General features: G+C 59.2%; 1 pseudogene. It reads right to left on the bottom strand.

Features of this window, described 5'->3' with window-relative positions:
- Window positions 1–74: 74 nt before the first annotated feature.
- Window positions 75–395: pseudogene (locus AWB65_RS34745) on the bottom strand (transposase); the annotation flags it as partial.
- Between the last annotated feature and the right edge of the window lie 1348 nt (window positions 396–1743).

The raw sequence follows: 1743 nt of genomic DNA, 5'->3' as shown, positions 1-1743 counted from the left end.
TGACGGAACAGCCGGTCTCCTCTCTGGCTAACAACACCAGATGAAACAATCCTTTACGCGACATCACATCGCACCATACGCTTGAGTGTGCCTGATATCTGCTGGGGCGACCATTTCCAATCGAGCAGGGTGAGCACCACCCGCCAGCAAACGCTTTGCAGGCAAAGCTTGACGGGGCGGCGGCCCGCGCTACGACGGGCGGTGCTCCGCGCTTCAGCCGGCACCGATGCATAGCCAGTAGCGGAGCTGTTTCGCATCAGCTCACGACTGATGGTGGCTGGTGAACGCCCGAGCATCAGGGCCATGGCCCTGATACTCACATCCTGCAGTCGCAGGCTTGCGATGGCGAGGCGTTCTTCAGGTTGAAGCTGCTGGTACGAAGTTTTGTCGGGCATTGCAACACCTTATACGAGATAGGTGTTGCACTTCGCTTTTGATAGCGCCCTTTCATTCGAAATGGGAGAACGGTTATGCGAATCGTAGGGTTGGATGTTTCGCGCTCCGTGGCGGAGATCGCGCACCTTGAAGACGACGTGCTGCACGCCGGGCGGTCGTGCCGGACTAAGACTCGACGAATTGGAGCGCTTTGCCGCAAGATTGCGCAGCACCGATCGTGCGGTGCTCGAAGCGATTCGCAATACCGCCGCCATCGAACGTTCTGCGCCCGCGTCGCGCGTGTCGCGATTGCGAATCCATTGCTGGTGAGGCTCATCGCGGAGGCACAAATCAAGACAGTCAAGATTGATACATCGGTGTTGCCACGACTGTACGCGAGCAATTTTCTGCCGGAAGTCTGGATGCCCGCCGAGAGCACCCTGGCGCTATGCCGACAAGTCTTGTGCCGATCACAACCCGTGCAGCAACGAACGAGGCTGAAAGCGAAAACCATGCGGTGCTGGCTCCCCACCTGACCGAGCGGTGCCCCGCGACCGATCTGTTCGGAAGGAAAGGACGCACGCGGCTCGGTTCCCAGCCGATGCCATTGGACGAGTGTCTGGGCGTTGAGCAACGCCTGCGGGAACTGGACCGTCTTCGTGAGTATCTGCGAGAGGTGTAACAGGCCCGGGCGCAAATCGGGATCGGAGACGAGCCGCTGCGCAGGCCGCAAATTATCACCGGCGCAAATACCACTGTGGCAATTGGCATGCTGTCAGCGATCGGCGCCATCGAGCAGTTTCCGAACCCGGAGAAGCGGTGAGCTACTTCGGTCTGAACCCTTCGGTCTATGAGTCGGGACCAATGCCAGCCCGGCACGGTCACATCACCGAGCGCGGACGCTAGTACGCGCGAGGATTGCTCGTCGAGGCAGCCTAGCCAGCAGATCGCCATTGTCGCGGAGGGCAAGGCAAACTGGCGGTGATCGTGTGGTACGTGCTCACGCGCAATGAGCTATTCGTATAGGATCGTTCAGCTCTGGTCGCCCACAAGATGCGCGCCCTCGAGTTGCAATCCGGAATGCGGGCGCAACACGGCTCATGCAAAGTCGCGGCTGCGGCTTACAGCCTAGAGGATGCGCGACAGGAACGGGCCGTTGCCGAATAGGCCGAGCGCACCGATCGACGGTTGTCTCAAGCTGGACGCGGGTGCATCCTAAGGGAGTCGTGGCAAGAGACCCGGACGTCGACATCAAAATCTCGAATCGGGGCTTGTCAATTTCATCTGTCGCCTAAGAAGCTATTGCGTAATTAATCAAAGAACAGTGCGAGCTGTGACCAACACATTAAGGCGCAGGCTAGCGAGAGG

It is taken from the genome of Caballeronia humi (genome assembly GCF_001544475.1).
Taxonomy (GTDB): Bacteria; Pseudomonadota; Gammaproteobacteria; order Burkholderiales; family Burkholderiaceae; genus Caballeronia; species Caballeronia humi.
The sequence above is the reverse complement of the archived record's forward strand: the minus strand, read 5'-3'. Positions and strand labels throughout refer to the sequence as shown.